The sequence below is a fragment of the Pseudomonas sp. AN-B15 genome (genome assembly GCF_019056475.1).
In the GTDB taxonomy this organism is placed as follows: domain Bacteria; phylum Pseudomonadota; class Gammaproteobacteria; order Pseudomonadales; family Pseudomonadaceae; genus Aquipseudomonas; species Aquipseudomonas parakoreensis.
Genome location: NZ_CP049737.1, coordinates 24,770 through 43,995, shown reverse-complemented (window position 1 = coordinate 43,995; position 19,226 = coordinate 24,770). Strand labels below are relative to the sequence as shown.

Sequence of the window (19,226 nt, the reverse complement as noted above, 5' to 3'; positions counted from 1 at the left end):
GGATGAAAATCATCATCCTCGGTGCGGGGCAGGTCGGCGGTTCGCTGGCCGAACACCTGGCGAGCGAAGCCAACGACATCACCGTGGTCGACACCGACGGCGAACGCCTGCGCGACCTCGGCGACCGTCTCGACATCCGCACCATTCAGGGCCGCGGCTCGCTGCCGTCGGTGCTGCGTCAGGCTGGCGCCGACGATGCCGACATGCTCGTGGCGGTGACCAACAGTGACGAGACCAACATGGTCGCCTGCCAGGTCGCGCACACGCTGTTCCACACCCCGACCAAGATCGCCCGGGTGCGCGAAGCGTCCTACCTCAATCGCGAAGAACAGCTGTTCCAGAATGAAGCGATTCCGGTCGACGTGCTGATCAGCCCCGAGCAGGTGGTGACCAACTACATCAAGCGTCTGATCCAGCATCCGGGCGCGCTGCAAGTGATCGATTTCGCCGAAGGCCAGGCGCAACTGGTGGCGGTGCGCGCCTATTACGGCGGACCGCTGGTGGGTCAACAACTGCGCCAGTTGCGCGAGCACATGCCGAATGTGGAGACGCGGGTCGCGGCGATTTTCCGCCGTGACCGGCCGATCCTGCCGCAGGGCGATACGGTGATCGAGGCCGATGACGAAGTTTTCTTCATCGCCGCCCGTGAGAATATTCGCGCGGTGATGAGCGAAATGCGCCGTCTCGACGAAACCTACAAGCGCATCGTGATTGCCGGTGGCGGGCAGATTGGCGAGCGTCTGGCCGAGGCCATCGAAAGCCGCTATCAGGTAAAGATCATCGAGATGAACCCGGCACGCTGCCGCTATCTCTCCGACACCCTCGACAGCACCGTGGTGTTGCAGGGCAGCGCCTCGGACCGTGATCTGCTGCTGGAAGAGAACATTGCCGACGCCGACATCTTCCTCGCGCTGACCAACGATGACGAAGCCAACATCATGTCGTCGCTGCTGGCCAAACGGCTGGGGGCAAAGAAGGTGATGACGATCATCAACAACCCGGCGTACGTCGACCTGATCCAGGGCGGCGACATCGACATCGCCATCAGTCCGCAACTGGCGACCATCGGCACTTTGCTCGCTCACGTACGGCGTGGCGATATCGTCAGTGTGCACTCACTGCGTCGGGGTGCGGCGGAAGCCATTGAGGCGATTGCCCACGGCGATGCGAAGTCGAGCAAGGTCATCGGCCGGCCGATCGAGAAAATCGGCCTGCCGCCGGGCAGCACGATTGGCGCGATCATCCGCAACGAAGAAGTGATCATCGCCCACGACGATACGGTGATCGAAACGGGTGACCATGTGATTCTGTTCCTTGTGGATAAAAAGCATATCCGCGATGTGGAGAAGCTGTTTCATGTGGGGCTGAGCTTTTTCTGATCCTGAATGAGCGGTGCCTTCATTGGCCCCATCGCTGGCAAGCCGGCTCCCACAGGTTTTTCGGTTGTTCACAAATGTGATGTGCACCCGAGATCCTTGTGGGAGCTGGCTTGCCAGCGATGGCGGCACCGCAGATCTTTCTGACGCACTAGAAAAGGAATCCACCCATGCTCGAATCCCTGGAAAAAATGCTCGCCAAGGGTGTGGATAACTCATTGCTGCGCTTCGGCCTGGGCAAGGGTTATCTGGATCTGGGGGAGAACGCCAAGGCTGCCGAACATTTTCAGCGCTGCGTCGGCTTCGATCCGAAGTACTCGGCGGCGTGGAAGTTATTGGGTAAGGCCCAGCTTGCACTGGGCGAGCACGCCGCCGCGCGGCAGGCGTGGGAGCAAGGTCTGGAAGCCGCCCGCGCCCATGGCGACAAGCAGGCCGAGAAGGAAATGACGGTGTTTCTGAAGAAGCTCGACCGCCAGGCGCAATGAGCTAGAGATAGCGCAGGCCAATGCCCTCGGCATCCACCGTCACCACTTCCATTCGCACCCGTGGCGCGCCGGTGGGCAAATCCTGCACCTGGCCATAAACCACCGCACCCTTGGGCAATGACGCCAGACGCGGATGCTGCACATACACGCCGGTGGCCGAGAGATTGCGCGTCTGGCCCAGGCATTCACCGAAGCTGTCGTGGATGATCTTGATGCGGAAGGATTTGCGTTGTTCGGACATCTTGTTGCGCCCTTTGATGAACGGTTGTGGATAACTGAAGGAGCAAGATCAAAAGATCGCAGCCTGCGGCAGCTCCTGCAGGTTATCCACAGAGTGTGCCAACTTGCTCAGTACCAGCGCGCTTCGCCCGGCGGGCGTTTCTTGAAGCGCTTCATGCTCCACATGTACTGGCTCGGATATGCCGCGACATAGCGCTCGACCACTTTGCTCATGGCCGCACAGGACTCCTCGGTATCGGTGCTGTACATGGCTTCCGGCGCCGCCTCGAGGATCACTTTGTAGCCGGAACCGTCCGGCAGACGCAGGGCGTGCAGGAACACGCCGACCGCTTTGCCGCCGGCGAGCATGTTCGGCACGAATTTGCTGGTCAGCGCCTGGGTGGCGAAGAACGGCACGAAAATCCCGGCGGATTCGGCCGGTTCCGGGTCAGCCGGAATGCCCACTGCACCACCTTTGCGCACTTCCTTGATGACGCTGAGGATGCCTTCCTTGGTGGAGGCAGCGACCTTGTTGCCCAACTGCACGCGTTGCTTGCGCAGTAATTCATCCACCGCCTTGAGCTTCGGCGGGCGGTAGAAAATGATCGGTTTGCACTGGCTGCAATAGAAGTGGTTGAGCACTTCCCAGTTGCCCAGGTGGCTGGTGATGCCGACCACGCCTTTGCCCGAGGCCAGCGCCTCCTTGAGGATGTCGAGGCCTTCGACTTCGCGTACCAGATCGATTGAACGCTGGGCCGGCCAGATCCAGGCGCAGGCGCTTTCGGTCAGGGATTTGCCGATGTCTTTCAGGCTCTGGCCGACCAGACGCTCACGTTCGGACGGATCCATCTGTGGAAAACATTTGGAAAGGTTGATCCGCACCACGTCGCGGGAACGGTTGGGGGTTTTCCACATGATCCAGCCGATCGCCGAACCCACGGCCTGCACGGCCCGCCATGGCAGCAGGGCAAACAGCCGCAGAGCGCCTACCAGCAAGGCGCCTTTAAACTTTTCCACAGGTCACTCCTGATCTTGTGCTGTGCGCGAGGCGGCCATTCTAACCGCCGTTGACCAACTGCGCGTAGCGGTCGCAGTCCTGAGTGTGATCCATGACCATGCCCGAAGCCTGCATCAGTGCGTAGCAAATGGTTGGGCCAACGAAGGTGAAGCCGGCCTTTTTCAGGGCCTTGCTCATTGCCAGCGCTTCGGCCGTGATCGCCGGGACTTCGCTGCGATCCTTGAAATGATTGATGATCGGGCGATCGCCGACAAACGACCAGAGAAACGCCACCGGGTCTTCCAGCGCCAGCCAGGCCTGGGCATTGCGCCGGGCGGCATTGAGTTTGAGACGGTTGCGGATGATCCCCGGATCGAGCATCAATTCAGCGATTTCGGCGTCGCTCATCTGCGCCACACGCTGCACATCGAAGCCGTACAACACCTCGCGGTAGCGCTCGCGTTTGCGCAACACGGTGATCCACGACAGCCCGGCCTGGAACCCTTCGAGCAAAAGCAACTCGAACAAACCCTGCGCATCGCGTAGCGGCGTGCCCCACTCCTGATCGTGATAAGCCATGTACAGCGGATCTTCGGTACACCAAAAGCAGCGTGGCATAAGGCTCCAGGGGGTGGAGGTGCGACTGAATCGGGTATACTCCCGCTCTTTAAATCGCAGCCCAAGAAACAGGTGAATTTCGTGAGCCAGCCTACGCCAGCCGTGCGTACCTTCCAAGACTTGATCCTCGCGCTCCAGCAATACTGGGCCGAGCAAGGTTGTGTGGTACTTCAGCCCTACGATATGGAAGTAGGCGCCGGCACTTTCCACACCGCGACCTTCCTGCGCGCCATCGGCCCGGAAACCTGGAACGCCGCCTACGTGCAGCCAAGCCGCCGTCCGACTGACGGCCGCTACGGGGAAAACCCGAACCGTCTGCAGCACTACTATCAGTTCCAGGTGGTGCTGAAGCCGAACCCGGACAATTTCCAGGAACTGTACCTGGGCTCGCTCAAGCATGTCGGCCTGGACCCGCTGGTCCACGACATTCGCTTCGTCGAAGATAACTGGGAATCGCCGACCCTCGGCGCCTGGGGTCTGGGCTGGGAAGTCTGGCTCAACGGCATGGAAGTGACTCAGTTCACTTACTTCCAGCAGGCTGGCGGCATCGAGTGCTACCCGGTGACCGGCGAGATCACTTACGGTCTGGAACGTCTGGCCATGTACCTGCAGGGCGTGGATTCGGTCTACGACCTGGTCTGGGCTGACGGTCCGTTCGGCAAAGTGACCTACGGCGACGTGTTCCACCAGAACGAAGTGGAGCAGTCCACCTACAACTTCGAACACGCCAACGTCGACAAACTGTTCGAACTGTTCGACTTCTATGAAAGCGAAGCCAAGCGCCTGATCGAACTCGACCAGCCGCTGCCGTTGCCAAGCTACGAAATGGTCCTGAAGGCCTCGCACACCTTCAACCTGCTGGATGCGCGCCGGGCGATCTCGGTGACCGCGCGTCAGCAATACATTCTGCGCGTTCGCACCCTGGCGCGTTCCGTTGCGCAAGCCTACCTGCTGGCGCGCGCCAAGCTGGGCTTCCCGATGGCAACCCCGGACCTGCGTGACGAAGTACTGGCCAAGCTGGAGGCTGCACAATGAGTGCTCAAGATTTTCTGGTTGAACTGGGCACCGAAGAACTGCCGCCAAAAGCCCTGAACACCCTGGCTGAAGCGTTCCTCGCCGGTATCGACAAGGGCCTGCAAGCTGCCGGCCTGAGCTACGAAAGCAAAACCGTCTACGCTGCGCCGCGTCGCCTGGCCGTGCTGATCACGGCGCTGGCCACCCAGCAGCCGGATCGCAGCATCAACCTCGACGGCCCGCCACGTCAGGCCGCCTTCGACGCTGAAGGCAACCCGACTCAGGCCGCCCTGGGCTTTGCCAAGAAGTGCGGCGTCGAGCTGAGCGAAATCGACCAGAGCGGTCCGAAACTGCGCTACAGCCAGAACATCGCCGGCAAGCCGACCGCGAGCCTGCTGCCGACCATCGTCGAAGATTCGCTGAACGACCTGCCGATCCCGAAACGCATGCGTTGGGGTGCGCGCAAGGAAGAGTTCGTGCGTCCGACCCAATGGCTGGTGATGCTGCTCGGTGACCAGGTCATCGACTGCACCATCCTTGCGCAGAAAGCGGGCCGCGACTCCCGTGGTCACCGTTTCCACCATCCACAAAACGTGCGCATCGGCTCGCCGTCGAGCTACCTGGCCGACCTGCGTGCCGCTTATGTATTGGCCGACGCCAACGAGCGTCGCGAGATCATCAGCAAGCGCACCGAAGAACTGGCGACCCGTCAGGAAGGCACTGCAATCGTGCCGCCGGCGCTGCTCGACGAAGTGACCGCGCTGGTTGAATGGCCGGTGCCGCTGGTGTGCTCGTTCGAGGAACGTTTCCTCGACGTGCCGCAGGAAGCACTGATCACCACCATGCAGGACAACCAGAAGTACTTCTGCCTGCTGGATGCCGAGGGCAAGTTGCTGCCGCGTTTCATCACTGTGGCCAACATCGAAAGCAAAGACCCGCAGCAGATCATCGCCGGTAACGAGAAAGTGGTTCGCCCACGTCTGACCGACGCCGAGTTCTTCTTCAAGCAAGACAAGAAGCAGAAACTCGAAGAGTTCAACCTGCGCCTGCAGAACGTGGTGTTCCAGGAAAAACTCGGCAGCGTCTACGACAAGGCCGAGCGCGTTTCAAAACTGGCGGCGTACATTGCCGCACGCATCGGCGGCAACGCTTCGTGGGCGGCCCGTGCCGGCTTGCTGTCGAAGTGCGACCTGGCCACCGAAATGGTCGGCGAGTTCCCGGAGATGCAAGGTGTCGCCGGTTACTACTACGCGCTCAATGACGGCGAGCCGGAAGATGTCGCGCTGGCGCTGAACGAGCAGTACATGCCACGCGGTGCCGGTGCTGAACTGCCGGCCACCCTGACCGGTGCGGCTGTCGCTATCGCCGACAAACTCGACACGCTGGTCGGTATCTTCGGTATCGGCATGCTGCCAACCGGCAGCAAAGACCCGTATGCCCTGCGCCGTGCGGCGCTGGGTGTGCTGCGCATCCTGATCGAGAAACAACTGGATCTGGACTTGAACGACGCCGTGGCCTTCGCCGTGACTGCGTTCGGCGCCAAGGTCAAGGCTGCCGGTCTGGCCGATTCGGTGCTGGAGTTCATCTTCGACCGTCTGCGTGCGCGTTACGAAGACGAAGGCGTGGATGTCGCCACCTACCTGTCGGTGCGTGCCCTGAAGCCGGGTTCGGCGCTGGACTTCGACCAGCGTGTGCAAGCGGTGCAGGCCTTCCGCAAACTGCCGGAAGCGGCGGCGCTGGCGGCGGTCAACAAGCGTGTATCGAACCTGTTGAGCAAAGTCGAAGGCTCGGTGCCGACCGTGGTCGAGGCCAAATACTTCGACAACGCCAACGAGTTCTCGCTGTATTCGGCGATCCAGCAAGCGGATCAGGCGGTGCAGCCAATGGCCGCAGCGCGTCAGTACAACGAATCGCTGGCGCGTCTGGCGGCATTGCGCGAGCCGGTGGATGCGTTCTTCGACGCCGTCATGGTCAATGCCGAAGACGCCAAGGTCCGGGCCAACCGCTACGCGCTGCTGGCGCGCCTGCGTGGTCTGTTCCTCGGGGTTGCCGACATTTCGCTGCTGGGTTGAGGGACTGCTGTTGAAACTGCTGATTCTCGATCGGGACGGTGTGATCAATTACGACTCCGATGCTTACATCAAGTCGGTGGAAGAGTGGATTCCGCTGCCCGGTTCGATCGCAGCGATTGCGCAGTTGAGCAAGGCCGGCTGGACGGTGGCGGTCGCCACCAACCAGTCGGGCATTGCTCGCGGCTACTACGACCTCGCCACCCTCGACGCCATGCACGCGCGCTTGCGCGCGCTGGTGGCGGAGCAGGGCGGTGAAGTCGGGCTGATCGTGTATTGCCCGCACGGGCCGGACGAAGGTTGCGACTGTCGCAAGCCGAAACCGGGGATGTTGCAAACCATCGCGGCGCATTACGACGTGGCGCTGACGAATGTCTGGTTCGTCGGCGACAGCCTTGGTGACCTGGAGGCCGCCAAAGCCGTCGATTCACAGCCCGTTTTGGTAAAGACCGGGAAAGGCGAAAAAACTCTGGGCAAGACCCTTCCGGTCGGCACCCTGATTTTTGACGATCTGGCGGCGATTGCCGCAGAACTTATCCACAACTAGAGTGCTTCTGAAGTTCCTGACCAGGGATTGATCGGGAGTGCGCTTGAACAGTCGGGCAGTGCCCGTAACGGTAAACGTCGCCATGTCGATACTGCAGGCCATCAGAATTTTTCTCTTTTACCTGCTGCTGGGCACCACTGCCTTGCTGTGGTGCAGCCTGAGCTTTTTTATCGCGCCCTTTCTGCCGTTCAAGGCGCGTTATCGTTTTATCAACGTGTACTGGTGCCGTTGCGCCTTGTGGTTGACCCAGGTGTTTCTCGGCATTCGTTACGAAATCAAAGGCGCGGAAAACGTGCCGGACCGGCCCTGCGTGATTCAGTCGAACCACCAGAGCACCTGGGAGACGTTCTTTCTCTCCGCTTATTTCTCGCCCTTGAGCCAGGTGCTCAAGCGTGAATTGCTGTACGTCCCGTTCTTCGGCTGGGCCATGGCCATGCTGCGGCCGATCGCGATTGACCGCGACAACCCGAAAGCCGCACTCAAGCAAGTCGCAGCCAAAGGCGATGAGCTGCTCAAGGACAACGTCTGGGTATTGATCTTCCCGGAAGGCACCCGCGTTCCCCACGGCACTATTGGCAAGTTCTCGCGCAGTGGCAGCGCCTTGGCGGTGAATGCGGCGCTTCCGGTCCTGCCGATTGCACACAATGCCGGCAAGTTCTGGCCGAAAATCGGCTGGGGCAAGAAGCCGGGTGTGATCACCGTGGTCATCGGTCAGCCGATGTACGCCGAAGGCACTGGACCTCGCGCCATTGCCGATCTGAACGACCGGGTACAGGCCTGGAATGAACAGACTCAGCGCGAAATGGGTTCGCTGCCACCGGCGCCGCAGGCACCTGCCGCGAATGATCAGGTAGCTGTCTGAGATTTGTGGATAACCTGTGTACGGTTTTGTAGAAAAAGCCTGAATATTGAAATTAACTTGTTGATTTACTTATATATTTCTCAAGCTCATAAAACACCGTGAAAGGTGCATAAGTTTTTTTCGGAAGTAAAGAAACCGGCTGATATAGCCGGTTTTTTTGTGCCTGTTCACTCGGCCATCAACGGTAGCTGCAGCCGGAACGTAGTGCCTTCATCGACGATGCTATGGCACTCGATGCGACCGCCATGATGATCGATCACTGCCTTGACCATCGACAGCCCCAGACCGACGCCATCAATTCCCTGCGCCGATGAAAACCGTCGGTATTGAGTGAACAGATTCGGCAGTTCCTCGGCGGCAATGCCTTTGCCCTGATCGGTCAATTCACAGCACAGCCACTCGCCTTGGCAACTGACGCCCAACCGGATCGTGGTGCCTGCCGGGCTGTACTTGATGGCGTTTTCCAACAGGTTGAACAAGGCCCGGGTCAACAGGCCTTGATCCGCGCTGATCAGGCGTTCCTGGGATTGCTCATCCATTGCGTGCAACAGTTTGATGCTTTTCTGCTGGGCAATGGGCAGCGCCTGATCCAGCACGTCCAGCACCAGCATCGCGAACAGACTGGGTTGAAACTGGTAAGCCTCGGATTCCGCACGGGCCAGCAACACGAAACCATCGGTCAATTCCAGCGCGCGGCGTACCTGGCGTTCGATCTGTTCGAACAGCGGTGAGTCCGCTCCGGCTTGATGGCGATGCACATCGAGCAGGGCCAAAATCGCTGAATGTGGGGCGCGCAGGTCGTGGGAAAGAAACCGCAACAAGACCCCACGCTGTTCTTCGGCGGCGCGTTCGGCACTCAGGTCGGTGAGGCTCAGCAGCCAGCCGATGGGGGTATCGCCATCCACCGGCAGCAAAGCCGCGCGCTCCAGACGCAGGCTGCGTTCCTTGTGATCGCGAAACTCCAGCAGCGCCAGGTCGGACAGCGCCGGGCGTGGTTCTGTGGACAACTCCGGGTAACCGAGGCGGGCCAGTTGCTCGACAACGTCGTCACCGACCAGTGGGTCATCGAACAATACGCGGGCCTTGCGATTACCCAGCAGGATCTGTCCCTTGGGATCGCTGATCAGCGTCGCCACCGGCAGGTACTCCAGACCGTCGGCAATGAAGCGCCGGGTATCGCGCGTGCGGCTCATGGCTTGCTCCAGTGCCATGATCTGGCCCTGCAGTTGGTCAGCGCTGGTGAATTGCGCGCGGCGCCGTTCCGGGAATACTTTCGGCTCGCGATCCAGCCGTGCCAGCTCCCAGCCAAAGTACGTCAGCACCACGCTCAGGCGCCGCCAGTTCCAGACCAGGTAGCCGAACAATATGCCAAGCGCTGCCGGCGTTGGTGACCACCAGTGTCGAACTTCCGCCAGTGCGGCGCTGGTGAGCAGCACACCCGCCACCCCGCCCAGCGTTACCCAGATCGCCCATCGCGGACGCCACGGCAGCAAACCGAGGACAACCGCCACCCATCCCACGGAAAGCAACGCGCTCCAAACCGCTGACGTATCGTGCAGATTAATCTGCGCGCGATACGACAACAGGGCAGTCAGTGGCAACAGCACTAGACTTATCCACAACCACTCACGCCCCAATCGCCGAAACAGGCGCTGCACCTGACTGGGCTCGCGGCTTTCACGCCGACGCGGGCTATTCATGACAAACAGGGCAGGGGACAGTGAATGGATTCATGGGCCACAGGTCTGAGGATGTAGATCCGAAGAATCATAGCGGACGTCGACCGATGGTGAACGGCTACTTTTATTGCGCAGGCCGAGCCGTTAACGTGGCCGGCCACTGCCCAAGCAACAAGGAACCCACGCGTATGCGCGTTGCGATACTGGATGATGAACCCGCCGAACTGCGTCGGGTCGAGCAAACCCTGCAGCAGATGGCTGCAGTGGGAGAGCAGCCTTGGTCGCTGCACAGCTTCGAACGGGGGGAGGACCTGTTGCGCCAGCTACGTCGGGACACCTTCGACTTGCTGATCCTTGACTGGCAACTGCCGGACATCACCGGCCTGGTGCTGCTGCGCTGGACCCGCGAACACATGGAATCGCCACCCGCCGCGATCATGCTGACCAGCCGCGACGGCGAAAGCGATATCGTCCAGGCGCTGAACGCCGGTGCCGACGATTACGTCAGCAAGCCTTTCCGCCCCAACGAGCTGAAAGCCCGCGTCGCCGCCGTCCTGCGCCGGCACAGCCAGCCACGCAGTAGCGCTGGCGAAGTCCTGACCTTCAATGACCTGACCTTCGACGATGCCGAACTGAGTGTCACCCGCGAGGGAAAGTCAGTCGTCATGACCGAACGTGAATACCGCCTGGCGCGGTGCCTGTTCAGTAACCTGGGTCGGCCGTTGTCGCGGGAGTATCTGTACGAACGCTTCTGGCCCCACGAAGAAGTCGCGTCATCACGGCCGCTGGATACGCACATTTATCGCCTGCGCAACAAACTGGGGCTGACGGCGGATCGGGGATGGCAGTTGCTGACGATTTATGGGTATGGGTATCGGTTGGAGAGTGTGATGGTTGCATCCGAGTAAAAATCAAAAGATCGCAGCCTGCGGCAGCTCCTACCGGTAATCCATGTAGGAGCTGCCGCAGGCTGCGATCTTTTGATCTGCCAACAAAAAGGCCAACGCTTGAGCGTTGGCCTTTTGGTTTGACGCCGACCGGTGTCGGATCACCAAATAAATGGATCAGGAGAACCCGCCCTCCTTGGGTAGAACCCCCAATTTTGTGAATCTGTACGCTTTGAATCACAAAATAAATGAGAAAAGCCTACGCTCCTCACAGAATAAATGCGTTCGTTGCACCAGCTGCGGCTACCACCAGGGTTACTACGCTATGGAAGCCACCGCTCCGGAGCCATGTCAATGCGTTTCACCCTTTTTGAACCAACAGCGCTGGACGCCAAGCAAGGATGAGAAGGGGGATCATGACAAAGCAGAAATTAGCTATTTACGACTTGCGGTTGAATATTTCCATCCGTGGCCAAGGCTCACCGCTGCTTCTAATCAATGGCCTGGGTGGATTGATCCGTGCGTTCGATCCTCTGCGAAATGAGCTGACCGATTACACAACCATTACGTTGGATGTTCCGGGCGTCGGCAGATCGCAGGTGCCCCGGTGGCCTATGCGCTTGCCACGCTATGCCGATACGCTTGCCGAAATGCTCAAGCAATTGGGGTTCGATCAGGTCGATGTATTCGGTGTGAGTTGGGGCGGTGCTTTGGCACAGGAATTTGCTCTACGTCATCCCAATATGGTGCGTCGCTTGATACTCGCTGCGACCTCGGCCGGTCCAGCAATGCTGGTAAAACCCGCTGATATCTTGGATTTTTTCAGTATGGCCAAAGGTGCCAAGTTGAAGAAGCAAAAAGGCCCGCGTAGTTCGATACAGGCGCTCATGCATTTCGGTGTTGTGAACGGGATGCTCTCGGTTAACCCCCAAACCTATTACCGTCAATTCACAGCGTTGGTAGGCTGGACGAGCCTGTTACGTCTGTTCCGCCTTCGCCAGCGGACGCTCATCCTCGCCGGCGATCGCGATCCGCTGGTGCGGCTTTATAACGGGCACATTTTGCGTCACGGCATTCGCCGTGCCGAACTGCATGTTCTGCGTGACGAGGGTCATTTCTTCGTGGTGACCAGTGCTAAACAAACTGCCGAAGTCATCCGCGAATTTCTCGAACGCTCGCACGATGATGAAAAGCCCGCGATCATCAACCTTGCCTAACTGTCCACGTAGACAATCGGCTTTGCTCCACTTCTACGTTTTCACGCTCGCTCGTTTGATACGTCCTGGCAACACCGGACCCTCGCAAGCAATTTGGGCCGGAGGAATCTCGTGTTTGGAGTTCGGCATCTTGAACCCTTGCGTCGGCATCCTCCAGCCTTCCAATTTGGTGATCTAAACTTCACCAGTGAGGTGCTGACACCACCGGCTACGGGTAGGTAGGCGCATTCAAAGGGTTAGCCGACGCTCGATTAAAACCGTGAAAATGTGACCCAGTCTTACGTTTAGACCTTGAAAGCAAAAACTTAATCGCCAGAAATGTACTGTCTTGAATGCGATGGCTCGACGGAAGTTCTAGAGCCTGCATCTGCCACTCAACACTACATATCTTGCTTCGGGATACGACATTGGAGGAGAAGATGATTTCAACCCTGGAGCTGCGGCGGATCATTGAAGAGAGCTTTCGACCGCTTGAGTGCCAATGCACTTTAATGCCTGGAAATTCGCTACAGGTTCGGGTGACTGATCCGGCAACGGGCAGAGTCGATCTGCTTGTCACTGGCATTTCCACGCACACATTGGTCAGTCCTCGGGCGATCTCAGAGCTGATTGCTGAGCTTCGGTACGATCTGGCGACCAACAAACAAAAAAACCTGTCGGGTATCGCTGCCACCCGTTGATAGTTGGAGGTACCGAGGGCTTAGCCAATCCTAAGCCCTCATCGCGTCTGCTATGGCATTGGAGTTTCAGCCGGAGGCAGCGCGGCAGGCTTCAGGATGTCCTGCGTTACGGATGCAGTTTCTGTGCAGTCAACGCTCACCTCTTCCTCTTCTCCCATCGTACTGTAACGCTTGCGTAACTCACGCAGCTCCTTGGTATCCAGATGATCCAATGACATGAATGCGTTCTGTGCGTCCTTCGTTGCTCGGATCAGTTCATCGAGTTTCAGGTGCAAGATGTCGTTATCCCTGTTCTGTGTGTTCTGGATGAGGAACACCATCAGGAAGGTGATGATCGTCGTTGACGTGTTGATGATCAGTTGCCAGGTGTCGTTGTAGTGAAAATACGGACCAGTTAACGCCCAAGCGATGATCAGCAGAATAGCTATAAGAAAGGTTTTCGAGCTGCCGGCCCAGTTCGAGAGTGCTTGGCAAAACTTTGCGAATTTCATGACGATGAATCCTAGTGGTAGATGCCGTTTCGACCACGCGAGCTCTATGAAATTCTTTGTTACATATGGCTGTCTCTCCTCCCATGAAGAACGCTCGACACACCGATAGCTGTTGAGCTGACCGATCAAGCAAAAGTTTGCGAAGCCTTCAAGGAAGGCCGACGACTGGCTACAAAATCCTTGAAAAAAACCATCCTCTGCCGCTTGTCGCCGTGACTGAAAACAAATTGCAATTACTTCTTCGCGATTCGCTTCAGATGTCTGTGGGCTCGCATTCGATCTTTCTCGAATGAGCAAAGAGCCTCGTCTGACCTGAGGAGATTTGTGATGTTTATACATAACAAGCGACTTCAATACACCGTACGCGTGGCCGAGCCCAATCCAGGCTTGGCCAATCTGTTACTCGAACAATTTGGCGGCGCACAGGGAGAGCTCGCGGCGGCATCGCGGTACTTCACCCAAGCGCTGGCCGAGGATGATTCAGGTCGCAAAGACCTGCTGATGGACATTGCGACCGAGGAGCTGAGCCACCTCGAAATCGTCGGCTCCATCATCGTCATGTTGAACAAGGGTGCCAAAGGCCGAATGGCCGAAGGCGTTGAAGAAGAAGGTGAGTTGTACCGGGCCATCAATGGTGCGGGCAACGATTCGCACATCACCAGTCTGCTGTATGGCGCCGGCGCACCGTTGACCAACTCCGCAGGCGTGCCTTGGTCGGCAGCCTACGTCGATACGATCGGTGAGCCGACGGCCGACTTCCGCTCCAATATTGCTGCCGAGGCTCGCGCAAAAATCGTCTATGAGCGGCTGATGAACGTGACGGATGATCCTGGTGTTAAAGAAGCCTTGGGCTTCCTCATGACCCGTGAAATTGCCCACCAGCTGTCCTTCGAAAAAGCACTCCACGCAATCCAGCCGAACTTCCCGCAGGGCAAGCTCCCCGGCATGCCGGAGTTCACCAACGTGTACTTCAACATGTCGCAAGGCGAAGGCAGCACCCGTGGTCCGTGGAACCAGGGCGATGACTGGGAGTATGTGGAAAACCCCGCGCCTGCTGTGGATGGCGGTGACGGTACCGCCAGTGTCCAGCTAAGCGCCGAAGAAGAGGAACTGCTGCTGGATATGAAGGCACGAACCATGTCCGACCCGGACAGCAACCCTATCACCGGCGCCGATCTGGGAGCGGGTGTTCAGGGTGAACCAAACGTTTGATGACCAGGACCGCACGCCGCCACGGCGTGCGGTTTTTATCCATTCAATCCGAGGAAAATGGCATGAATTCGAATACCGGGGTTTTCAACAATGACCTGGCGCAATCCTTGTCCGAGCGCTTCAACGCAACCGCTGCATCCTTTGACCGGACTGCCCTGCGGATCGCCCGAACGTTGCGCCAATCGACAGTCAACTCCAATGGAAAACATTCACGCGGACGATAGGAGGCTCCATGTCACATACCTCATCGTCCGAAAGAACCCCACTGCGCAATTGGTGGGATATGGCGTCCAGTGGCGGCTGGCCCGGGGTCCTGTTCTGGGCGACGCTAGTGGTGGTAACTGGCCTGTTGTTGATCAGCGGTTACTCTGCGCTGGTAGGGGCGGAAAAGGAGAACCTGCGCCTGGCAGCATTAGGAGGATTGTCCGGATTCGCAGCGACCGCCTTGGGCGCTGTGGTGGCGATCATCCTTCGGGATATTGCCTCGCGCACCCAAGACATCATGCTGGGGTTTGCCGCGGGCATGATGCTGGCAGCCAGCTCTTTTTCTTTGATCCTTCCGGGCATCGAGGCCGCGCAGGCACTGTGTGGTAACCAGCTACTGGCCGCCTGTGTTGTCGTGTCTGGGCTGGCCTTGGGTGTTGCGCTCATGATCGGTCTGGACCGGTTCGTACCTCACGAACATCAGGAAAGCGGCAGGCGCGGACCTGATACTCAACGCATCAATCGCGTGTGGCTGTTTGTCCTTGCCATCACCCTGCACAACCTGCCAGAGGGCATGGCCATCGGCGTCAGCTTTGCCAATGGCGATATGAAAGTGGGCCTGCCGCTGACGACGGCCATCGCCATTCAAGACATTCCGGAGGGCCTCGCCGTCGCGTTGGCACTACGGGTCACCGGAATATCGGCATGGCGGGCGGCCCTGATCGCCATTGGCTCTGGTTTGATGGAGCCATTGGGCGCAGTCGTGGGCTTGGGTGTATCAAGCGGTTTCGCCTTGGGCTACCCAGTGGCCCTAGGTCTGGCCGCCGGCGCGATGATCTTTGTGGTGTCACACGAGGTCATTCCTGAAACGCATCGTAATGGTCATGAAACACCTGCGACGCTCGGTCTGATGTTGGGATTCGGGGTGATGATGTTCCTCGATACCGCACTTGGCTAACGGGATGAACACTTCATCCGGGAAGCGAAAAAATCTTGGAACGCCTCTTACAAGAGCTATGTCAGTTTTCATGATCACCACGATAGCGGACGAGCAATCCTGATCACGCCTCGGGTAAACATCCATTGACCAGAAGGAAGTTAGAAATGGCTAGGAAAACTGTTGAAGACTTGTTCATCCATGAACTCTCCGATGTTTACAGCGCCGAGAAACAAATCACCAAAGCGTTGCCGCGCCTGGCGCGGGCGGCGACCAATCCATTGCTTGCTGAAGCCTTCACCTCGCACCTCGAAGAAACCCAAGGCCAGATCGAACGTATCGATCAGCTGGTCGAACTGACCGGGCTGAAGCTCAAACGCATGAAGTGCGTTGCGATGGAGGGCTTGGTCGAGGAGTCCAAAGAGCTGCTGGACGAAATCGACAAAGGCGCGGTGCTGGATGCAGCACTGATCGGCGCAGCGCAAAAGGTCGAGCACTACGAAATCGCCAGTTACGGCACGCTGATCGCAATGGCGAAACACCTGAAACTCGACGATGCCGCTGCATTGCTAGAGGCCACCCTCGCTGAGGAGAAAGGCGCGGACGAGAAGCTGTCGAAGATCGCAGAGCAAGGTGGTAACCAGGCGGCGACACTCGAGAAATAACAACGCTTCGGATAGCAGTTAGCGCATCACGGCATCTGTTGCCGTGGTGCTCTTAGCAAGTCGACAGAGGTGCATCATGCAAACTGAATATATCTGGATTGCCGTTGCAGCCATTCTTCTACTGCTGGATTTGTGGGCACTGAACAGTGTGATGAGGAGCGATAAATCCTCCGGGACCAAGGCAGGCTGGACAGCGCTGATTTTTTTGCTCCCGTTACTGGGCGTCGTGATCTGGGGTGTTGCAGGGCCGCGAGGCATTACCAAAGGACCATCTTCGCCGGAACACAGCAAGGGATGATCATTTTTGCAGGTCGGTTCTAAGGAAAATGCATTGTCAAGAATTCTGACATCACCTACCAGCGAAGCCGAGCTGACCGAACACAACGTCAAGATGTTCGGTTCACCCAAAGAACGCTTGGAGTTTTATCGTCGCGAAATTCATTACGAAACCTCGATCCTGGCCAATAGGACTGATGCCTACCTGGCGGCGCAATCATTTCTGGTCATCGCGTTCGCCTCCTGCATGGGAAATCTTAATCCAGAGTGGGGCAAACTCTTCACACTGATCGTGCCTCCCTTTCTCGCGTTGTTGGGACTACTCAGCACGCTCAACGCCTGGCCCGGCATTCGGGCGGCATACGACATCATTGATCATTGGTACTACAAGCAGAGCGAACTCTTGAGGAGCGAGCCGGTGATGGGCATGGCTTACGATGAATCGCCACTGTTCTGCGAGCGAGAGTCCACCCATAAGGGATATCGAAAGGCACTATTGTTTTCGGTGCGTACTCCTTGGATTTTTGCGACGTTCTGGATACTGCTCGGATGCTGGTCCGTACTCATTCAACTCACAAAGCCATTGGGATAGCCGAAAGGCTTCGAGCAGCTCTTCACGGTACCGGTGAGATTATGAGTTGCCCGCGAATGCGCAGCAGATCCTGCTGCGCTTCGATACGCTTAGCATCGGCCAGCGCTTTAGCTTCAGTAAAGCGCTCCCAAGATACTGCACTGGAAGAGTCGCCCTCTAGCAGGCTATAGGCAAACGACTCCAACCGGTCCGCTTCGAAGAAAAGAGCTGCGTTGCGCGCTAACTCATCGTCGGTCGGGGAGAGGGTCAAGTGCGTTGTTTCGTGTTTCATGAGACAGCCTCCGTCCACTCTACTTTGGTGGTCTCCCGCCATCTCACGTCCGTCACGCCAAACCTCTCAGCCATAGGCTTACTGAACACCTTGAGCGGCGGCTTCCCCGGTTTTGGGATAGGTGCCAGATCCGCGTCGCAACATGCCCAATGCCAAGCATCAGCGTTTCGCATTTTGGGAGAACGAATGACGAACGACTTCGGCTTCCCATGAAGCCGATATTCAATGACGTACAGATCAGTGCGATTCATGAGGCCCTCCTTTTGCTCATATGCAAAGGAGCGATGCACCGTTGAAAAATTCCAAAAATATGAAGGGCTATTGCTATCAGTACATCGCTTCAAAACCGACCCAACAGAAATGGACTTTTCCCTCTGGTCGGCTCCCCTGAACTGTCTCTAAATTTGCAGCCTCAACTGGCAAATCATGTCGAGGAGTTAGCCCGTATGAACACCTACAAAAGCCTTTTATCCGCGGATCAAGAAGCCAAGCTTCGCGCCTATGATCGCTGGCACCGCGTGTTGGACGATTGTTCCCTGCGAAGGGACAGCCCCGATGCCTACCATGACGAACTGCTTCGGCAAGCCGATGAGATGGATCGACTGGGTATTGTGACGTGGCAGGAGTGGCATGAACTGCGAATCAAGGCCGATCATGCCTACTTGCGAGCAGTGGCAGGCGCTGACTATCACGGCTGACTGGCGACGCAGTCAAAACCGCCGGGGATGTCCATTACTAAATTCCTTCAACCTAAAGGAAATCCAGTTTTGCGAGCCTCTGCGCAATGGAAAACTCATTGAGTTTTTAACAATCCCGCCTGGCGATAAGCGGGCAGCCTGGCTGGAGTACCTCTGCCACCGCGAGAACGAATTCATCCAGCGTCCATGGCTTCTGCAAATACTTGGTACCTCGGGGGACAGTCGCCGGCTCCAAAAAATAGCCTGAGATCAAGAGGGATCTTGTGGAGGGCCATTTGGCCCTAACCATCTCAATGAATTCAGCACCTTGTATTTGACCCGGCAAAGCGTGGTCCACGACCACTAGAGAACAGGGCGTGTGTGCCTGAAGCAAATACGTCAAGGCATCGTCCGCGGTTTCAAATGCCAGCGACTGCGCGCCGATTCCCTTCAAAATATCGATCATGATCATCCGAAGCGTCTGATCATCTTCAATAACAATCACTTTGCCTAAGATAGGCAATAAACCGTCCCAATTGAGCCCCACTCTTTTCAGCCCTTTATCCGGCGAAAAAAAACCTCACATCTGCCAGTGTAGGACGAGAAATGAAGTCCTCGGCAATTCAAATCAATGTTCAGATGGTCTCAGGACGATTCGCACAGCCTATGTGAGAATCCGGGTGTAGGAAAATACGGAAGTCGGTCGCAAGGCCAAGGTACTCATGAACCCGCGAAGCTCTCTGAAGGGGCTGAGGGTTGTCGATCCTCATGGGGGTTAGAAATTGCTAATTTGGGTATCGACCCACGGATTTGGGTTGATTATTCAAGCATTTCCGTCAGTGGCTTTTTCTCTGATTGATACAGCAATGCGGCCCATGCGTCGTAAGCTTGCTTCTGACGTTCGATAGCTTCGGCCCATCGTGGCCCGGCTACTTCTTTTGCCACGACAAGCATCATGAGTCGGTTGGTGGCAGCATCAAGCTCGATGAGTAAATGATGGGAAGAGAAGCGGAAATCATCAATATTGGACATGCAGGTACGCAGCAAGGAGGAATAACCCGAAGCATCGAGCGAATGATTGAGCAGTGTCATTGTGACACCCCTGGCGATATCTGAATTTTTGACTCGACGACCGGTAAGGGGCCCATTGAGTCAATTAGAAAAGGAGAGAATTCGAAGCAAATAAATTTGATTTAAGTCTTCGAAACCTTCGTACTGGATCCTAGCCAACTCGATAATTTTTCATCGGGT

24 protein-coding genes are annotated in these 19,226 nt (G+C 57.5%); 15 read left to right on the top strand and 9 right to left on the bottom strand.

The genetic code is table 11. The features are described 5' to 3' along the window. Window positions 1-2 precede the first annotated feature (2 nt). Both trkA and GTQ41_RS00210 read left to right on the top strand, forming a co-directional pair. Window positions 3-1,379 carry a Trk system potassium transporter TrkA gene (trkA, locus tag GTQ41_RS00215; protein WP_003220233.1) on the top strand — a complete coding sequence of 459 codons (1,377 nt, stop codon included), beginning with the start codon at window positions 3-5 and terminating at the stop codon, window positions 1,377-1,379. A 167-nt stretch (window positions 1,380-1,546) separates the two neighbouring features. Beyond that, entirely contained in the window at window positions 1,547-1,861 is a 315-nt protein-coding gene (locus tag GTQ41_RS00210) for a tetratricopeptide repeat protein (protein WP_007960748.1), read from the top strand. A 1-nt stretch (window position 1,862) separates the two neighbouring features. Here the strand turns inward: GTQ41_RS00210 and GTQ41_RS00205 are convergent, their stop codons facing one another. From GTQ41_RS00205 to GTQ41_RS00195, 3 genes are all read right to left on the bottom strand, one after another. Further along, window positions 1,863-2,102, bottom strand: a complete 240-nt coding sequence (locus tag GTQ41_RS00205; RefSeq protein WP_047297426.1) for a PilZ domain-containing protein — start codon at window positions 2,100-2,102, stop codon at window positions 1,863-1,865. A 107-nt stretch (window positions 2,103-2,209) separates the two neighbouring features. Beyond that, window positions 2,210-3,097 carry a lysophospholipid acyltransferase gene (locus GTQ41_RS00200; protein WP_047297425.1) on the bottom strand — a complete coding sequence of 296 codons (888 nt, stop codon included), beginning with the start codon at window positions 3,095-3,097 and terminating at the stop codon, window positions 2,210-2,212. A 40-nt stretch (window positions 3,098-3,137) separates the two neighbouring features. Further along, a complete protein-coding gene (locus GTQ41_RS00195; RefSeq protein ID WP_047297424.1) occupies window positions 3,138-3,695 on the bottom strand; it encodes a DNA-3-methyladenine glycosylase I in 558 nt (185 codons plus the stop codon). 81 nt (window positions 3,696-3,776) lie between these two features. Between GTQ41_RS00195 and glyQ the strand changes: the two genes are divergently transcribed. From glyQ to GTQ41_RS00175, 4 genes are all read left to right on the top strand, one after another. Then, a complete protein-coding gene (gene glyQ / locus GTQ41_RS00190; RefSeq protein ID WP_003187265.1) occupies window positions 3,777-4,730 on the top strand; it encodes a glycine--tRNA ligase subunit alpha in 954 nt (317 codons plus the stop codon). Further along, entirely contained in the window at window positions 4,727-6,781 is a 2,055-nt protein-coding gene (glyS, locus tag GTQ41_RS00185; RefSeq protein WP_047297423.1) for a glycine--tRNA ligase subunit beta, read from the top strand. Before glyQ ends, glyS begins: the two co-directional genes overlap by 4 nt. A 4-nt stretch (window positions 6,782-6,785) precedes the next feature. Further along, on the top strand, window positions 6,786-7,325 hold the full coding sequence (gmhB, locus tag GTQ41_RS00180) for a D-glycero-beta-D-manno-heptose 1,7-bisphosphate 7-phosphatase (RefSeq protein ID WP_196302457.1): 540 nt from the start codon (window positions 6,786-6,788) through the stop codon (window positions 7,323-7,325). A gap of 82 nt (window positions 7,326-7,407) precedes the next feature. Then, window positions 7,408-8,187, top strand: coding sequence for a 1-acyl-sn-glycerol-3-phosphate acyltransferase (locus GTQ41_RS00175; protein ID WP_047297421.1), 780 nt, complete (start codon window positions 7,408-7,410; stop codon window positions 8,185-8,187). Between the two features lie 167 nt (window positions 8,188-8,354). Here GTQ41_RS00175 and GTQ41_RS00170 read toward each other — a convergent pair whose 3' ends face one another. After that, a complete protein-coding gene (locus GTQ41_RS00170; RefSeq protein ID WP_047297420.1) occupies window positions 8,355-9,887 on the bottom strand; it encodes a HAMP domain-containing sensor histidine kinase in 1,533 nt (510 codons plus the stop codon). A 167-nt stretch (window positions 9,888-10,054) separates the two neighbouring features. Between GTQ41_RS00170 and GTQ41_RS00165 the strand changes: the two genes are divergently transcribed. From GTQ41_RS00165 to GTQ41_RS00155, 3 genes are all read left to right on the top strand, one after another. Then, a complete protein-coding gene (locus tag GTQ41_RS00165; RefSeq protein WP_047297419.1) occupies window positions 10,055-10,774 on the top strand; it encodes a response regulator transcription factor in 720 nt (239 codons plus the stop codon). 395 nt (window positions 10,775-11,169) lie between these two features. Then, complete coding sequence (locus tag GTQ41_RS00160) at window positions 11,170-11,970, top strand: alpha/beta fold hydrolase (protein ID WP_047297418.1); 801 nt, start codon at window positions 11,170-11,172, stop codon at window positions 11,968-11,970. Window positions 11,971-12,389: 419 nt separating this feature from the next. After that, entirely contained in the window at window positions 12,390-12,650 is a 261-nt protein-coding gene (locus GTQ41_RS00155) for a DUF1652 domain-containing protein (RefSeq protein WP_047297417.1), read from the top strand. 50 nt (window positions 12,651-12,700) lie between these two features. On the opposite strand, the gene GTQ41_RS00150 is transcribed toward GTQ41_RS00155, so the two are convergent. Beyond that, a complete protein-coding gene (locus GTQ41_RS00150; protein ID WP_080963330.1) occupies window positions 12,701-13,141 on the bottom strand; it encodes a low affinity iron permease family protein in 441 nt (146 codons plus the stop codon). A gap of 327 nt (window positions 13,142-13,468) precedes the next feature. On the opposite strand from GTQ41_RS00150, the gene GTQ41_RS00145 reads away from it, so the two are divergent. The 5 genes from GTQ41_RS00145 (at window position 13,469) to GTQ41_RS00125 (ending at window position 17,027) form a co-directional block, all read left to right on the top strand. Continuing rightward, window positions 13,469-14,353: a manganese catalase family protein gene (locus tag GTQ41_RS00145; RefSeq protein ID WP_047297416.1), complete on the top strand. Its 885-nt coding sequence runs from the start codon at window positions 13,469-13,471 to the stop codon at window positions 14,351-14,353. A 283-nt stretch (window positions 14,354-14,636) separates the two neighbouring features. Next, window positions 14,637-15,515: a ZIP family metal transporter gene (locus tag GTQ41_RS00140; RefSeq protein WP_230679410.1), complete on the top strand. Its 879-nt coding sequence runs from the start codon at window positions 14,637-14,639 to the stop codon at window positions 15,513-15,515. A 146-nt stretch (window positions 15,516-15,661) separates the two neighbouring features. Further along, window positions 15,662-16,159, top strand: a complete 498-nt coding sequence (locus GTQ41_RS00135) for a ferritin-like domain-containing protein (protein ID WP_047297414.1) — start codon at window positions 15,662-15,664, stop codon at window positions 16,157-16,159. A 76-nt stretch (window positions 16,160-16,235) separates the two neighbouring features. Next, window positions 16,236-16,457, top strand: coding sequence for a PLDc N-terminal domain-containing protein (locus tag GTQ41_RS00130; protein WP_047297413.1), 222 nt, complete (start codon window positions 16,236-16,238; stop codon window positions 16,455-16,457). A gap of 33 nt (window positions 16,458-16,490) precedes the next feature. Beyond that, complete coding sequence (locus GTQ41_RS00125) at window positions 16,491-17,027, top strand: hypothetical protein (protein WP_047297412.1); 537 nt, start codon at window positions 16,491-16,493, stop codon at window positions 17,025-17,027. Between the two features lie 22 nt (window positions 17,028-17,049). Here GTQ41_RS00125 and GTQ41_RS00120 read toward each other — a convergent pair whose 3' ends face one another. Both GTQ41_RS00120 and GTQ41_RS28590 read right to left on the bottom strand, forming a co-directional pair. Next, window positions 17,050-17,298, bottom strand: a complete 249-nt coding sequence (locus GTQ41_RS00120) for a hypothetical protein (protein WP_047297411.1) — start codon at window positions 17,296-17,298, stop codon at window positions 17,050-17,052. Next, window positions 17,295-17,549, bottom strand: a complete 255-nt coding sequence (locus GTQ41_RS28590) for a DUF6555 family protein (RefSeq protein ID WP_047297410.1) — start codon at window positions 17,547-17,549, stop codon at window positions 17,295-17,297. The genes GTQ41_RS00120 and GTQ41_RS28590 overlap by 4 nt, the downstream gene beginning before the upstream one ends. A gap of 195 nt (window positions 17,550-17,744) precedes the next feature. On the opposite strand from GTQ41_RS28590, the gene GTQ41_RS00115 reads away from it, so the two are divergent. Further along, window positions 17,745-17,996 (top strand): hypothetical protein, encoded by a 252-nt coding sequence (locus GTQ41_RS00115; protein WP_047297409.1) that lies wholly within the window; start codon window positions 17,745-17,747, stop codon window positions 17,994-17,996. A gap of 106 nt (window positions 17,997-18,102) precedes the next feature. Here the strand turns inward: GTQ41_RS00115 and GTQ41_RS00110 are convergent, their stop codons facing one another. Both GTQ41_RS00110 and GTQ41_RS00105 read right to left on the bottom strand, forming a co-directional pair. After that, window positions 18,103-18,522: a response regulator gene (locus GTQ41_RS00110; RefSeq protein WP_047297408.1), complete on the bottom strand. Its 420-nt coding sequence runs from the start codon at window positions 18,520-18,522 to the stop codon at window positions 18,103-18,105. Window positions 18,523-18,794: 272 nt separating this feature from the next. Next, window positions 18,795-19,067: a hypothetical protein gene (locus GTQ41_RS00105; RefSeq protein ID WP_230679404.1), complete on the bottom strand. Its 273-nt coding sequence runs from the start codon at window positions 19,065-19,067 to the stop codon at window positions 18,795-18,797. Window positions 19,068-19,226 lie beyond the last annotated feature (159 nt).

Bases quoted from the DNA above. Each gene is read 5' to 3' on its own strand.
- GTQ41_RS00115 (WP_047297409.1), top strand. From the start codon at position 17,745: ATGAACACCTACAAAAGCCTTTTATCCGCGGATCAAGAAGCCAAGCTT.
- GTQ41_RS00160 (WP_047297418.1), top strand. From the start codon at position 11,170: ATGACAAAGCAGAAATTAGCTATTTACGACTTGCGGTTGAATATTTCC.
- GTQ41_RS28590 (WP_047297410.1), bottom strand. From the start codon at position 17,549: ATGAATCGCACTGATCTGTACGTCATTGAATATCGGCTTCATGGGAAG.
- GTQ41_RS00210 (WP_007960748.1), top strand. From the start codon at position 1,547: ATGCTCGAATCCCTGGAAAAAATGCTCGCCAAGGGTGTGGATAACTCA.
- GTQ41_RS00105 (WP_230679404.1), bottom strand. From the start codon at position 19,067: ATGACACTGCTCAATCATTCGCTCGATGCTTCGGGTTATTCCTCCTTG.
- trkA (WP_003220233.1), top strand. From the start codon at position 3: ATGAAAATCATCATCCTCGGTGCGGGGCAGGTCGGCGGTTCGCTGGCC.
- GTQ41_RS00165 (WP_047297419.1), top strand. From the start codon at position 10,055: ATGCGCGTTGCGATACTGGATGATGAACCCGCCGAACTGCGTCGGGTC.
- GTQ41_RS00175 (WP_047297421.1), top strand. From the start codon at position 7,408: ATGTCGATACTGCAGGCCATCAGAATTTTTCTCTTTTACCTGCTGCTG.
- GTQ41_RS00130 (WP_047297413.1), top strand. From the start codon at position 16,236: ATGCAAACTGAATATATCTGGATTGCCGTTGCAGCCATTCTTCTACTG.
- GTQ41_RS00120 (WP_047297411.1), bottom strand. From the start codon at position 17,298: ATGAAACACGAAACAACGCACTTGACCCTCTCCCCGACCGACGATGAG.
- GTQ41_RS00145 (WP_047297416.1), top strand. From the start codon at position 13,469: ATGTTTATACATAACAAGCGACTTCAATACACCGTACGCGTGGCCGAG.
- GTQ41_RS00205 (WP_047297426.1), bottom strand. From the start codon at position 2,102: ATGTCCGAACAACGCAAATCCTTCCGCATCAAGATCATCCACGACAGC.
- GTQ41_RS00140 (WP_230679410.1), top strand. From the start codon at position 14,637: ATGGCGTCCAGTGGCGGCTGGCCCGGGGTCCTGTTCTGGGCGACGCTA.
- glyS (WP_047297423.1), top strand. From the start codon at position 4,727: ATGAGTGCTCAAGATTTTCTGGTTGAACTGGGCACCGAAGAACTGCCG.
- GTQ41_RS00195 (WP_047297424.1), bottom strand. From the start codon at position 3,695: ATGCCACGCTGCTTTTGGTGTACCGAAGATCCGCTGTACATGGCTTAT.
- GTQ41_RS00135 (WP_047297414.1), top strand. From the start codon at position 15,662: ATGGCTAGGAAAACTGTTGAAGACTTGTTCATCCATGAACTCTCCGAT.
- GTQ41_RS00170 (WP_047297420.1), bottom strand. From the start codon at position 9,887: ATGAATAGCCCGCGTCGGCGTGAAAGCCGCGAGCCCAGTCAGGTGCAG.
- GTQ41_RS00155 (WP_047297417.1), top strand. From the start codon at position 12,390: ATGATTTCAACCCTGGAGCTGCGGCGGATCATTGAAGAGAGCTTTCGA.
- GTQ41_RS00150 (WP_080963330.1), bottom strand. From the start codon at position 13,141: ATGAAATTCGCAAAGTTTTGCCAAGCACTCTCGAACTGGGCCGGCAGC.